At 70.6% G+C, this 12,314-nt stretch carries 11 protein-coding genes; 4 read left to right on the forward strand and 7 right to left on the reverse strand.

Going from position 1 to position 12,314, the window contains the following annotated elements:
- Positions 1-21: 21 nt before the first annotated feature.
- Genes FHX52_RS07140 through FHX52_RS07150 form a run of 3 tightly spaced genes read right to left on the reverse strand, consistent with a single transcriptional unit; the run spans position 22 to position 2,140 of the window.
- Positions 22-1,269, reverse strand: coding sequence for a lipid II:glycine glycyltransferase FemX (locus tag FHX52_RS07140; RefSeq protein WP_141821164.1), 1,248 nt, complete (start codon positions 1,267-1,269; stop codon positions 22-24).
- A 24-nt stretch (positions 1,270-1,293) separates the two neighbouring features.
- Positions 1,294-1,785 (reverse strand): hypothetical protein, encoded by a 492-nt coding sequence (locus FHX52_RS07145; RefSeq protein ID WP_246069653.1) that lies wholly within the window; start codon positions 1,783-1,785, stop codon positions 1,294-1,296.
- The gene (locus FHX52_RS07150; protein ID WP_141821166.1) at positions 1,778-2,140 is read right to left on the reverse strand and encodes a hypothetical protein; all 363 of its coding nucleotides are present in this window, start codon (positions 2,138-2,140) and stop codon (positions 1,778-1,780) included. The genes FHX52_RS07145 and FHX52_RS07150 overlap by 8 nt, the downstream gene beginning before the upstream one ends.
- A gap of 76 nt (positions 2,141-2,216) precedes the next feature.
- Here FHX52_RS07150 and FHX52_RS07155 point away from each other — a divergent pair, with 76 nt between their 5' ends.
- On the forward strand, positions 2,217-3,728 hold the full coding sequence (locus tag FHX52_RS07155; RefSeq protein ID WP_185747107.1) for an ADP-ribosylglycohydrolase family protein: 1,512 nt from the start codon (positions 2,217-2,219) through the stop codon (positions 3,726-3,728).
- 380 nt (positions 3,729-4,108) lie between these two features.
- Positions 4,109-4,579 (forward strand): hypothetical protein, encoded by a 471-nt coding sequence (locus FHX52_RS07160; RefSeq protein WP_141821168.1) that lies wholly within the window; start codon positions 4,109-4,111, stop codon positions 4,577-4,579.
- Here the strand turns inward: FHX52_RS07160 and FHX52_RS07165 are convergent.
- A complete protein-coding gene (locus tag FHX52_RS07165) occupies positions 4,576-7,974 on the reverse strand; it encodes a TM0106 family RecB-like putative nuclease (RefSeq protein ID WP_141821170.1) in 3,399 nt (1,132 codons plus the stop codon). The genes FHX52_RS07160 and FHX52_RS07165 overlap by 4 nt on opposite strands.
- A gap of 62 nt (positions 7,975-8,036) precedes the next feature.
- On the opposite strand from FHX52_RS07165, the gene FHX52_RS07170 reads away from it, so the two are divergent.
- Positions 8,037-8,717: a VOC family protein gene (locus tag FHX52_RS07170; RefSeq protein ID WP_141821181.1), complete on the forward strand. Its 681-nt coding sequence runs from the start codon at positions 8,037-8,039 to the stop codon at positions 8,715-8,717.
- 117 nt (positions 8,718-8,834) lie between these two features.
- On the opposite strand, the gene FHX52_RS07175 is transcribed toward FHX52_RS07170, so the two are convergent.
- The 3 genes from FHX52_RS07175 to FHX52_RS07185 form a co-directional block, all read right to left on the reverse strand.
- The gene (locus FHX52_RS07175) at positions 8,835-9,416 is read right to left on the reverse strand and encodes a DoxX family protein (protein ID WP_141821184.1); all 582 of its coding nucleotides are present in this window, start codon (positions 9,414-9,416) and stop codon (positions 8,835-8,837) included.
- 213 nt (positions 9,417-9,629) lie between these two features.
- Positions 9,630-10,196 (reverse strand): DoxX family protein, encoded by a 567-nt coding sequence (locus FHX52_RS07180; protein WP_221630512.1) that lies wholly within the window; start codon positions 10,194-10,196, stop codon positions 9,630-9,632.
- Positions 10,197-10,334: 138 nt separating this feature from the next.
- The gene (locus tag FHX52_RS07185; protein WP_141821186.1) at positions 10,335-11,597 is read right to left on the reverse strand and encodes an McrC family protein; all 1,263 of its coding nucleotides are present in this window, start codon (positions 11,595-11,597) and stop codon (positions 10,335-10,337) included.
- A 158-nt stretch (positions 11,598-11,755) separates the two neighbouring features.
- Between FHX52_RS07185 and FHX52_RS07190 the strand changes: the two genes are divergently transcribed.
- Positions 11,756-12,238, forward strand: a complete 483-nt coding sequence (locus FHX52_RS07190) for a hypothetical protein (RefSeq protein ID WP_141821188.1) — start codon at positions 11,756-11,758, stop codon at positions 12,236-12,238.
- The last annotated feature ends 76 nt before the right edge of the window (positions 12,239-12,314 follow it).

Raw genomic sequence — 12,314 nt, forward strand, 5'->3', positions numbered from 1 at the left:
GAGGCTGCGAGGGCCGTGACGTCAGATGTCGGCGCCGTCCTCCGACGCGCGAGATGCCTTGCGGCGCTTGTTGATCGCGATCCGCGCGGCCATCGCCTTCTCGAAGGCGAAGTGCCAGAGGCGGCTGATGACGAGTTCTCGCTCCCCGACCATCTCGACGACATCCGCACCGGCCCCGAGCTTGAAGAGCAGCAGACCGGTGAGCGGGCTCGTCGCGCCGAGCGAGGTGTTGAAGCCCCGGAAGTCGTAGGCATCGCACCCTGCCGCGACGGCGTCCTGCATGGCCTGCCACTGCAGGGCGTTCGAGGCTCGGGCGTCACGGTTGCGCTCGGTCGACCCGCCGTAGAGGTAGGAGAACGTGCGGCCGAAGCGGATCATCAGCGCCGAGGCGAGCACGTCGCCGTCGACGTGGGCCTCGTAGAAGCACGCCTGCACGGGGCTGTCGGCGCCCTCGCTCATGAAGGAGCGGGCCATGAGGTCGAAGTAGGCCTTCGGTCGCGGCAGGAAGTTGTCGCGGTCGGCGGACTCGGCGTAGAGGTCGTAGAAGGTGTCGAGACCCTCGGCGAGCGCGGTGCGCACCTGCACGCCGGACTTCTCGGCCTTCTTGACGTTGCGGCGCCACTGCTGGTTCATCGACCTCAACAGGTCGGGAACGGTGCGGCCGCGCAGGTCGACGATGCAGAGCAGCCGCGGCTGCCCGACGGCGACCCCGTCGCCCCCGATCGAGAGCCACTGATTGGCGTCGAGCCAGGCCTCCAGACGCCGCGCGACCGGGCTGTCCACGGCGCTCGGCATCGTCGTGAAGCTCAGCAGACCGCCCTCGGCGACCTGCTTCTTGACCGGCTCCCGGTCCCAGATGCGCGACACGACCGGGAAGCCGAGTCGAAGGGCGAAGGCGCCGTCGTTCTTCGCCCAGGCGACGAGCGGGTCGAGCCAGGCCGCAGGGTCGTGCGCCACGGTCTCCCACGGCAGGGCAGGGCCCTCCGGCAGGTAGGCGTAGGACCGCTTGAGGCGTGGGATGCGGCGTGCGAGCACGAGCCCGGCACCGACCCGGCGTCCGTCCGCGTCGAACCAGCCGAGGTGCGTGCGCCGCCAGCCCTGCTTGGCCCGCGCCCAGTTGAGCGTCTGCAGGAAGCTGCCGCCCAGCTCGAGCAGGGTCTCGGTGGCCTCGTCGGCGGTCACCGGTCGCACCGTCAGCGGGAGTCGGGCGGGCGCCGACGACAGGTCCGTCGTCGTGCCGGCCCCCGGGGCCGGGGTCTGCTCAGTCATGGCCGCCACCCTATCGACGCAGGCTCAGGACTCCGACTCGGCCGGGGCCGCGAGCTCCGGGGCGACCGCCTCGGACGCCCGGTTCGTGCGGCGAATCCACCAGAGGCCGACGAGCGGCAGAAGGAGCGGCACGTAGCCGTAGCCCGACCCGAAGTGCGACCAGACGGTCTTGTCGGGGAAGGCCGACGGGACGGCATACGAGATGGCGCCGACGACGAGCACGCCCACGAGCTCCACGGTGAGCGCCACGGTGGCGAGGCGCACCGAGGTGCGGTCACCACGCGCGAGGCCGATCGTCGCGACGATGTAGATCACAGCGGCGAGCGCCGAGAGCACGTAGGACACGGGCGCCCGGTCGAAGTACTCGCTGATCTGCAGGATGGAGCGGCCGGTCGCCGCGAGGGCCAGCAGGCCGTAGACGGCGACGAGCACGCGCCCGAAGCCGTGCCCGGTGTGGGGGCGCTCGGCGGGCTGCTGCTCGGTGCGCGTCTGCTCGGTGTGCGGCTGCTCAGGCATGGAGGCTCCAGACCTGCTGCAGGCGGGCGACGAGGATGGCGACGACGACCGCGCCGCCGAGCACGACCGCCATCGCCCACTGGGTCTTCTCCTTGATGGCGATGAGGACGGTGGCCGGGATGACGACGAGGACGGTGAAGAGGTAGGCGATGAACGTCGCTCGCTCGGCCCCGTCGGCGATCGCCGAGGCGTTGGTCAGACCGACGACGAGCTGCACGAGCAGCGCGACCTCGATGGCCGCGCCCGTGAGCACGATCGGGTCATCGACGAGGCGGCGGCGCAGCAGGTGGTGGGCCGCGAGGATCGCGAGCAGGCCGGTCGCCACGAGGACGACCACGGTGAGCGGTTGGAGCACCCGCGAATCCTACGACGTGGACCTGCGCCCGGGACGCTGCTCGGCGCGCCGGCGGCACGCGGTAGTTTGCAGCGGGATGGCTGACGCCACCACACGCCGCAACCAGACGCCACGACCGACCGCCGACCACGCAGGAGCCGCAGTGCCGATCCGCCCGATCACCGTCGATCGCGCCGCCGGGGTCCTCCTCGGCCAGGCGTGTGGCGACGCACTCGGCGTCCCCTACGAGATGGCAGCGCCCCCCATCGGCGAGGCGGTCATGAAGGGTGGCGGTCTCGGCCCCTACGACCCGGGCGAGTGGAGCGACGACACCCAGATGACGCTGTGCGTCGCCCAGGTTGCGGCGCAGGGAAGCGACCTCACCTCGCCGGATGCCCTCGACCAGGTCGCGGAGGCGTTCACGGCCTGGCTGGCCGGGGGTGCCACCGACATCGGAACGCAGACCCGGGCCGTGCTCACCGAGGCCGAGGATCTCCCCGGCCGCCCGCACGAGCGGCTCACGCGGGCGAGCGAACAGCTGCACACGCGCACCGGCCGCACGGCCGGCAACGGCGCCCTGATGCGCACCTCGATCGTCGGGCTGGCGCGCGTCCACGATCGGCAGGCGACGGCCGCCGCGGCACGGGCGGTCGCGCAGCTCACCCATGCCGACCCCCTCGCCGGTGACTCGTCGGTGCTCTGGTCCGAGGCCATCCGTCTCGCCGTCACCGAGGGGCGCCTCGACCTCGCGGCCGGCCTGGACCTCGTAACCCCGGCGTATGCCGGCCGCTGGGGCGACTGGATCGAGGAGGCGACCGCGGCCGACCCTGGGCAGTTCCCCAACAACGGCTACACCGTCACGGCTCTTCAGGCGGCCTGGGCGGCCATCACCTCGACGGACCGCGGGGACGCATCCGCCATGCACCTCCAGCGCGGGCTCCAGGCGGCCGTGCGGGCCGGTCATGACACCGACACGGTCGCGGCCATCGCCGGGTCGCTGCTCGGGGCGCGCTACGGGGCGTCGGCCGTGCCGACCCAGTGGCGCCGGATGGTCCACGGATGGCCGGGTCTGCGGGCCCACGACCTCGTCGAGCTCGCTGTGTCGACCTCCGCCGGCGGGCGCCGCCACGGCAAGTGGCCGTCGGTGGCCTCGATGAGCGATCCCGAGATCCCGTTGCTCGGGCTGGCGCACCCGATCGACCCGGACATCGTGCTCGGCACCATCTCGGACCTCTCGCGGGTGCGTGAGCTGGGCGTGCACGCCGTGGTCTCGCTCTGTCCGCTCGGCCTGCACGACATCCCGGCCGATGGCATGAGCGCGCGCGACCACATCGAGTTCTGGATCAACGACGACGACGAGGAGGAGTCGAACCCCCATCTCGACTTCGTCCTCGACGACGTGTCGTCGGCGCTGCGACAGTTCCGGGCCGAGGGCAAGCGCGTGCTCGTCCACTGCCGCCAGGGAGGTCAGCGCACCCCCGCCGTGGCACTGCGGTATGCCGTCGACCTCGGTGTCGCTCCCGAGCTCGCCGAGCGCTCGATCCGCCAGGCGATGCCCCACATCCGCGGCGAGGGCCGCCTCTGGCACGTCGCCGCCCACGGCGCCTGACCCGCCCGCACCACTCCTCCCCCTCCCCACGCGCACCATCCCCCGGTTCGAGGTGATCCCGAGCCCCACGCCGGTGCCGCCATCACCTCGACCCGGTATGCCGTGTGCCCCGATTCGAGGTGATCCCGGACCCCACGCCGGTGCCGCCATCACCTCGACCCGGTATGCCGTGTGCCCCGATTCGAGGTGATCCCGGACCCCACGCCGGTGCCGCCATCACCTCGACCCGGTATGCCGTGTGCCCCGATTCGAGGTGATCCCGAGCCCCACGTCGGTGACGCCATCACCTCGAACGGGGGTTGGGCGGGTGGGGTCGGGTGGGGCAGGTCCGGCGGGGCCAGGTGTGCCGATGGGTCGGGTGACGGGCTAGCGTGCCGTGCATGAGTGAGACCGAGACGAGTCAGGTCGATCACCGTCGGCTGGGTGTCGACCTCTACAACGCGACCTGGGCCCTGCTCGACCGCGACGACCGCACACCCGAGGAGGACGACGCGATGATCGCGGCCGCCCATGCCTCGATGCACCACTGGAGCCAGGCTCCAGACGTGCAGCCGCAGAACCTCGGTCGCGGCCACTGGCTCTGCTCGCGCGTCCACGCCGTGATGGCCCAGCCGGACGCGGCGGCCTACCACGCAGACCGCTACGTGACGATCGCCGAGTCACAGCCCGTCGCGGACTGGGACCTCGCCGCCGCCCTCGAGGCGTCGGCCCGGGCGTCGGCCGTCGCCGGCGACTGGGATGCCGCGGAGGACTTCGTGGCGCGTGCGCGCACAGCGTGCGCGTCGATCGCGCAGGACGAGGACCGCGAGGTCATCGAGAAGGACCTCGACACGGTGCCGCACCGCCCCTAGACCGTCTGGACCGTCTTGGCCTCGTCGACGTAGCGGCACAGGGCGTTGACGGCGCGCAGGTCAGCGGGCGTGTGCACCTCGGCGTCAAGCAGAAGCGGACTGCCGACGATGACGGCGAGCGCCTTCGCCCGTGAGACCGCGACGTTGAGCCGGTGCAGGTCGTAGAGAAAGCCGACGCCGCGAGGGGCGAGGGCCGCGCTCGTGCTACCCATCGTGTAGATGACGACCGCCCCCTGCTGGCCCTGGAACTTGTCGACCGTGCCGACGCGGGCACCGTCTGGCAGAGCCTCGCGCAGCGCAGCTACGTGCTCGTTGTAGGGGGCGACGACGAGGATGTCGCCGAGGGTCATCGGCGCCGTCGCTCCCGAGGCATCGGTCCACTCTCCCAGCAGGAGACCGTCGATGAGGGCGCGGACGACCGCGGCCTCCTCGGTGCTCGACTGGTCGCAGAGCACGGTGTGCTCGACGGGCACCCACCGCAACCCATCGCCCGAGAGCGCGCCGGGTGCATCGACGGCCAACCGCTCGCGACCGGGGGCCGACTCCAAGCGCCCCTCGTAGGCGAGCTCCGAGACGAAGGCCGTGAGGCTCGGGTGCATGCGATAGGTCGAGTCGAGGAAGACACCGCGGTCGGCAGGGATGACGTCGTGGACCACCTCGTGCTCGCCCTCCACCGTGACGCGCAGGTGGTCGAGCGCCGAGACACCGGAGCCGTAGGGGTGCACTGCCTTGGTGGGCTGGGTCAGCTGCTGTGGATCACCCAGCAGGACAAGGGATCTCGCGGCCGGCGCCACCGCGACCGCGTTGGCAAGCGAGAACTGCCCTGCCTCGTCGATGACGAGGACGTCGACCGAGTCGACCATGTCGTCACGCGACCAGAGCCAGGCCGTGCCTCCCACCAGCGTTGCTGCCCCGGAGCCGAGAGCCTCGGCGATGGCGGCGTTGTCGCTCGTGTGGTGGATCAGGGCGTTGGGGTCGTCGGGCTCGTTGCCGCCCTCCTCGACGTTGGTGCCGTCCTTGTGCCACGCCGGACGTGCCACCTCGTCGAGCAGGTTGAGCACGACGGCGTGGGACTGGGCGGTCACACCGACGCGCAGACCGGCGTCGAGCAGCTCGCGGATCAGCGCTGAGCCGGCGAACGTCTTGCCGGTGCCAGGAGGGCCCTGGACGGCGAGCACCTCGCCGTCCAGGTGGCGCCCCACCCTCACGACGACGTCCTTGGGCGCCTCAAGGGGTCGGGCCAGCAGCTCCGCTGCCGACGGGACGACCCGGTCGATGAGGCGCGTCGCGAGGTTGCTGCCGCCGGCCAGAGCGCACTGCCCGGTGCGGGCGATGCTCTCGCGCAGCACCTGGTCCATGATCGGGCCCGGCTTGCCGAGCCCTCGGGGCATCGGCGGCTCCTTGGTCGCGCCCATCGAGACGGTGATCCAGCCGGCCTCTGCGTCGACGTCGAGGGCCTTGCCGACCGTCTCGTGCGTGTCGACGTCGGAGATGTACTGGCCCAGCGACGGTCGGCAGTCCTGGGGCGGGAACGTGTAGCGCCAGACGTTGGAACGCTTCACCCTCTCGACGAGCTCGACGCCGGTGAGGCCACCGACGGCGACGGGATCCTCGACGAGCTCGACGGTCTCGAGGTCCTTGTAGCGGAAGTAGTCCCACCACTCGGGTCGCTTCTCTCGACGGTGCCAACCCACGAGACCGGCCAGCAGCTCATGTCCGCCGTCGACGAGCCGCTCCGCGAGCTCGATCTCGGCTCGCTCCGCGTCGCCGATCTCCTTGGGCTGCTGCGGAACCGGCCGCGTCAGCACGTGCCCGTCCGCCTCGAGGTCGGCGCGACGGCTCTCGAGCCACTCGTGCAGCGCGAGGGTCGAGCGGACGTCCTCCTCGTTGTAGCGACGGATGTCGTCGAGGATGGACTGGTCGGGGTCGCCGTCATGGCGTCCGGCGAGCCAGCGTTCGTACTCGACCACGGACGACAGCCCGTCGGCCACGCCCTCGCCGTCGCTCGACCGCACGTGGCCCCAGTAGAACTCCTCGAGCTTCTTGATGGAGTAGGAGCCCTTGCTGATGCGCAGGCCCTGCCGCACGACGCCGTAGAGGTCGACGAACACCTCGTGGCGCAGGAGCTGGTCGAGTTCGGCCTCTCGGGTGGCATGCTGCCCGACGAGGCGCTTGAGCGCGGTCGTCTCGTACGGCGCGTAGTGGTAGACGTGCATGCCGGGGAAGCGCGCCCAGCGCTCGGTGAGCCAGTCGAGCAGGTCGGTCGTCAGGCGCCCCTCCTCGTCGAAGTCGTGGGCCCAGAACTCGACGAACTCGCCCTGCCTCGTCCAGATGCCGGCGAGGTACTCGCGACCCGCGCCGCCCTCGGCCCACGGGTCGCCCTCGAAGTCGAGGTAGACATCACCCTCGTGCGGCTCGGGCAGCAGCGCCAGTCCTCGTGGAACGCGTCGCTCCGTGCCGTCGTGCTGACGGATGACCGAGTACGGCTCCAGGAGCTCGAAGCGAGGGGCCCCGGTCTCGCGCTCCGCGAGCTGCAGGCGCGCCTGCTGGAGGAGCCGGCGCCGGGTCGCCAGCGACAGCGTGCCGGCGAGCTGGTCGTCGCTGGACTCGGCCAGGGCGCGCAGGGTCGGGATGCCGAGGTCGATGAGCGCCGCCCGATGGTCCGGTCGCATGCCGGCGACCTGGATGAGGTCGTCGCGGTCCAGCCACTCCTGGGCACAGCGCTCCTTCCAGCGACACTGGCCGCAGTGCTGGACGCGGGCCGACTCGGTCTCACGCGGACTGGCGATCGCGTCGAGCAGCTCGGCCCGGCGACGCCTCGCGTAGGGCGCGACGTCCATCAGCCGCCACGGGTGCTGCTCCTGGTCACCGGTGACGACGGTCAGCCACTGCGGCGGCACGCCTTGCAGCGTCTCGAGGCGGGCGGCATACGTGGCCATCTGGAGGAGCGCAGGGACCTTGAGGCGGCGGGCGAGCTTGGTGTCGGCGATGTCGTAGCGCCAGGTGCCGAAGGTGCTGAGCTCGCCCTCCGGGAGGTCGACGCGAAGGAGGAAGTCGGCGAGCCCGACCCAGTGACCGTCGTAGAAGGTCGCCTGGTAGACGACGTCGACGCCGCGACGCATCGCGTCGACCGTCGCAGCCTCGGCGGCGGCCCCCTTGAGCCCGAGAGCCGCGATGTCCTCGATGTGCCGGCCCTCGGAGCGCAGCCGGGCGAGGTAGTCGCGCTCGTGCGCCAGGCCCTTGGTGAAGACGAGGTTGAGCGAGTCGTCGACGCCCGCGGCGCGGGAGTGCCCGGCGTCGAGGGCCTCGAGGTCGAGGGTCGTGATGTGCGCGCAGGCCACGTGCTTGGTCAGGTCTGTCGGACTGAGCACGAGATGGCCGTCGATGCGCTGCATGCCAGCGAGTATGCCGTCCGGCTCCGACAGTGACCCCGGCCCCACCGCGCTACCGTCGGCCCATGCCCCTCGCGACCTACAAGGACCTGTGCATCGATGCGTCCGACGCCCATGCGTTGGCCGGCTTCTGGGCGGGGGTGCTCGGGCTCGACGCCCACCTGCACGACGACGGCGACGCCAGCCTGAGTCGCGGCGACCAGGTGATCGTGTGGGTCAACGAGGTGAGCGAGCCCAAGGGCGTCAAGAACCGCCTGCACCTCGACGTGCGTGCCGAGTCGCTCGATGCGGCCCTGGCGGCAGGAGCGCACGTCATCGACGAGCAGCCGCGCTGGACCGTGCTGGGCGACCCGGACGGCCAGGAGTTCTGCGTCTTCGTGCGCGATGCTCCTGTCGACGGCGGCTTCTACGAGCTCGTCTGGGATGTCACGGGCGACGTCGCGGCAGCGCACCGCGTCGCGCAGTGGTGGGCGACGGTCCTCGGCGGCAGAGTCGTGCGCGAGGAGGGGTGGAGCTGCGTCGAGGACATCGACGGCGCGCCCTTCGAGTCGATCGTCTTCCAGCCCGTGCCCGAGGACAAGACGGCCAAGAACCGGATCCACATCGACGTCATGACCGATGACCTCGGCGCGCTGGTGTCGGAGGGCGCGATGCCGCTGCGCGAGAAGGGCGACGACGGCATCGGCTGGACGGTCATGGTCGACCCCGCCGGCAACGAGTTCTGCGCCTTCACCCCTGACGACTGACGGGCAACCCGCCCCCGCCGGACAGGGAGCGAGGCGGTCCAGACGGACCGCCTCGCTTGCGGGGTGCTCTTCCCCGCGGGGGCGACCGGGTCAGGGACGACCCGGCCACCCGCCCGCTCACCTCAGGAAGCCGTTACCGACATGGCGGCCCCACCACTTGCCGAGACCCCAGGTGTCTCCGGCGAGGGTCGTGGCCACGACGGCGATGCCGAGGGCCTCGATCCAGTGGCTGTCGACGAGCGGGTTGGTCATGCCCGACTGTCCGAGCGGGAACTCGGCCAGGTACATCAGGGCCAGCAGCAGCGCGCCGGTCCAGGCGGCGATCTTCAGGCCGGCGCCGGCGAGCAGGGCCACGCCGATGCCGAGCAGGCCGGCCATGAACAGCCAGTCGGCCCACGGGCCGGCGATGTTCTTGAAGAAGGAGCCGAAGGGGCCTTCGGCGTTCTTCATGAACCCTTGGGCGGGGGTGCCGCCGTGGATCCAGGCCTTGGCGGCCGGGGTGGCGTAGCCGAGGCCGAACATCTTGTCGATGAAGGCCCAGAAGAAGGTGAAGCCCAGCACGATGCGCAGGCCGGCGAGGAACTTGCGGGCGATGCTCGAGCGGACGACCTCCTCCTGGAAGGTGACGACGCCCTTGGTGGGGTCGTGGAAGTCAGCGCTGGAGGCGGTGGTGCCTGGGCGGCTGTCGTGGGTGGTCATGGTGATCAACTCCAGAACTCGGGTGGTTCCGGCAGCTACTCTGTCGGTACTACACAGCGTAGTAATGGGTGAGTGACAGGTGCGACCCATCCGGGTGTGATCTGGCAGTCATTCCGCGACCGGGCCCAGCTCGGCCCAGCCCGCGACATGACACACCCCCGGGCTGTCGGCGCCCGGGGGTGTGCGGCCTGAGGAAGTGTGGGACGTCGCGCCTCAGCGCAGGATGCCGTTGCCGACGATGCGGCCCCACCACCTGCCGAGTCCCCAGGTGTCACCTGCGTAGGTCGCGGCGCACACGGCGATGCCGAGCGCCTCGATCCAGTGGCTGTCGACGAGCGGGTTGGTCATGCCCTGCTGGCCGAGCGGGAACTCGGCGAGATACATCATGAGCAGCAGCAGCGCGCCGGTCCACGCTGCCAGCTTGAGGCCTGCGCCGGCGAGCAGAGCGACGCCGATCCCGAGCAGCCCCAGCATGAAGAGCCAGTCGGCCCACCCGCCGGCGATGCTCTTGAAGAAGCCGGCGAACGGACCCTCGGCGTTCTTCATGAAGCCCTGGGCGGGCGTGCCGCCGTGGATCCAGGCCTTGGCAGACGGGGTGGCGTAGCCGAGGCCGAAGAGCTTGTCGAGGAAGGGCCAGAAGAAGGTGAAGCCGAGGACGAGCCGGAGGCCCGCGAGGAGCCGACGCGCCCACACGGAACGGACGACGTCCTCCTGATAGATCACACCGTCGGCAGCGGCGCTGCCAACGGGTTCGGCGATGTCTCGATGGGTTGTGCTCATGCGATCAACTCCAGAACTCGACGACGTTCCGGCAGGTCCCTGTCGGTACTACCAAGCGTAGGACTGGAAGTCGTGTGCTGTCACGGATCAAACGCGTTGAGCCACGACGATATTCGGCAGCGCGGAGACGGCCGACCCTCAGCGGTGGGCCCGCACAAGAACCGGGATCTCGAATTCCGTTGGGGTCTCGGCAAGCTCACGCACCAGATCAGCCAAGCCATCGAGCGAACGGCACACGGCGGCATACGACCCGTCGAGACGGATCGGGCGACACAGGATGCGCGTGCCTGCGTTGCGGATGACAATCTCCGACTCCGGCGACCGGTCGCTGTTGCAGTGCACGAGCAGTCCGGTCGACTGGCCCATGGCCGCCGTGTACGCGATGAGCTCGAGGTAGTCGCGCGACGCAAGGTAGCCGTCGGCGCCCACGGAGTACTTCGCGTCACCGACGAGCACGACCTCGCTCCCCCGCCTCACGACGAGGTCGGGAGCCATCGTGACGGCGCGCCCCTCGTCGAGCCACACGTCCTCGTCACCGTCGATGCGCAGGTCCGGCGCGAGACGCAGGTCGAGCTCCTGGACGATCCAGCGCCGGAAGAGGTCGTCCATGTCGACCATGAGGCTGTTGGCCTGCTGGTCGCCGGCCTCGTGGCTCAGCGACATCGCCTGCAGCACGAGCCTCGACAGGCGCATGGCGTCCTCGTAGTGCTCGTTGAGACGCGTCACCGCCACCGGGGTCGTATGCCGTGTGGCGGGGGTGTCGGAGACGCCCTCGAAACGGCCCATGACGCGAAGCGCCTCACGGCGCACCTGCGGTGCGAGCTGCGGCCAGGAGAGCATCGCCTGGAGGGTGCAGCGGAAGAGCTGGTTCTCCACGATGTCGGCCGTGAAGTCGTCGTAGCGGCATTGGGGTTCGGCGGCAGCCCACGGACGGCGCGCGAACTCCTCGACGAGGAGCCGGCCACGGATCGTGCGCATCCGCTCGTCACGGGCGACGTAGCCGTGCACGAGCCCGCGCATCGTCGCGCTGTCGATCAGCCGGATCGCGAAATAGGCCACCCCGTCGATGAGCTCGTCGGTGTCGCTCCACGTGACGTGCTCGTGCTCGAAGGCCTCGGGCGACACCCCGGCCCCGAGCATCGCGAAGAAGTTGGTGACCGAGACGCGCGGCATGACCCGCACGACGAGGCCGGGCACCGCAAGCGCACCAACCCAGCTCGTCGCGCCGATGGTGACGACGTCGGGGTCCGCGGTGGCATGGATGACGAGGCGCTCGCCCGCCGCTGCGACGAGCGCGGCGCGGGTGTCACGCGGAAGGCGTACGGGGCCCGATCGGCCGTGCTCGGGGATGGCGGGGAGCTCGATGGTGGAGGGGGGCGTGGTGCTCGTGGCAGGTGGCATCGACGACGATCCGGCAGGGGTGGAGGGACGGGGTCGAGCATAGCTCGGGCCGGGACCAACCCCGGTCAACTAGAGTGGCGCGTGGCACCACCTGGTGCTGATGACTACTTCTCGGGGGCAACACCATGAATGCTGATTCGTCACGCCCACCTTCGGGCGTGTCCCGCCGGTCCGTCGCCAAGGGCATCGCCTGGTCCGTGCCGGCAGTCGCCGTCGCTTCGGCGGCACCCGCCCTGGCAGCCTCGGGCTCCGGACCGGTTCCGACCTTCATCTCTGCCTGCAAGTACCCGGGCAACAGCTGCAGCTCGCGCCCGAAGGGCTACTCGCTCTACTTCCAGATCGCCAACCCGACCTCGAAGACCATCTACATCTACACGGTGAGCATCGCCAACATCAGCGGCACGCAGCTGTCGTTCCAGTTCTCCGTGCCGCCCCTGCCCATCACGGTGCCGGCCAACGGCTCGGTCGCCACCGAGTTCGTCGCATCGTCGGGCAACAGTGCGCAGCAAGGCTTCTCGGCCGACATCACCATCACGTGGGGTCACAACCCGACACCTCCGGACCCCGACAACCACCCCGCGGTCACCACCCGCGTGACGGTGGTCGCGACCCCGCCGAACTGCCCGCCCTGCCCCGACTGAGCCGACTGGGGCGACTGCCCGCCCTGCCCCGACTGAGCCGACTGAGGCGACTGCCCCGACTGAGCCGACTGAGGCG

This window comes from Humibacillus xanthopallidus (assembly GCF_006717145.1).
Lineage (GTDB): Bacteria > Actinomycetota > Actinomycetes > Actinomycetales > Dermatophilaceae > Humibacillus > Humibacillus xanthopallidus.

Bases quoted from the DNA above. Each gene is read 5' to 3' on its own strand.
- FHX52_RS07170 (WP_141821181.1), top strand. From the start codon at position 8,037: ATGCCCCTCGCGACCTACAAGGACCTGTGCATCGATGCGTCCGACGCC.
- FHX52_RS07160 (WP_141821168.1), top strand. From the start codon at position 4,109: ATGAGTGAGACCGAGACGAGTCAGGTCGATCACCGTCGGCTGGGTGTC.
- FHX52_RS07145 (WP_246069653.1), bottom strand. From the start codon at position 1,785: ATGCCTGAGCAGCCGCACACCGAGCAGACGCGCACCGAGCAGCAGCCC.
- FHX52_RS07155 (WP_185747107.1), top strand. From the start codon at position 2,217: ATGGCTGACGCCACCACACGCCGCAACCAGACGCCACGACCGACCGCC.
- FHX52_RS07140 (WP_141821164.1), bottom strand. From the start codon at position 1,269: ATGACTGAGCAGACCCCGGCCCCGGGGGCCGGCACGACGACGGACCTG.
- FHX52_RS07185 (WP_141821186.1), bottom strand. From the start codon at position 11,597: ATGCCACCTGCCACGAGCACCACGCCCCCCTCCACCATCGAGCTCCCC.
- FHX52_RS07180 (WP_221630512.1), bottom strand. From the start codon at position 10,196: ATGAGCACAACCCATCGAGACATCGCCGAACCCGTTGGCAGCGCCGCT.
- FHX52_RS07165 (WP_141821170.1), bottom strand. From the start codon at position 7,974: ATGCAGCGCATCGACGGCCATCTCGTGCTCAGTCCGACAGACCTGACC.
- FHX52_RS07175 (WP_141821184.1), bottom strand. From the start codon at position 9,416: ATGACCACCCACGACAGCCGCCCAGGCACCACCGCCTCCAGCGCTGAC.